Annotated in this window: 1 protein-coding gene; it reads right to left on the bottom strand. The window is 40.5% G+C overall.

All coding sequences use genetic code 11. The annotated features are described in order from the left end of the window. Nucleotides 1-22: 22 nt before the first annotated feature. On the bottom strand, nt 23-301 hold a 279-nt coding region (gene sctI, locus ACNQ0T_RS23790), incomplete at its 5' end, for a type III secretion system inner rod subunit SctI (protein ID WP_417930454.1).

Genomic DNA, 301 nt, shown 5'->3' with positions numbered 1-301 from the left:
ATTTCTTTAATATATTCATGGTCTATTGTGCTTTTAATACCGTATCGATGGCAGAAACACTTTTATGTGTGAGTGTGCTGACCATATTCAAGGCGAGGCTGTAATTACCGACTTGGTTTTGTAATTCCAATAATTTAGCGGGGTCGCTTGGGTCAACGGTATTCATTTTCTCCAGAAGATCCGCTTTTTCTTGGCTCACAGAGGTCGTGTACTCAGCAAATAACTGTTTCACTTTATCTTCCAATGGGATAGCCGCTGGAGTAACAGGTGCCATTTCAGCGATATTTGATAAGACTGAAAC

The organism is Enterobacter cloacae complex sp.6700776 (genome assembly GCF_048284255.1).
In the GTDB taxonomy this organism is placed as follows: domain Bacteria; phylum Pseudomonadota; class Gammaproteobacteria; order Enterobacterales; family Enterobacteriaceae; genus Enterobacter; species Enterobacter intestinihominis.
This window is presented reverse-complemented; position numbering and strand designations above follow the sequence as displayed.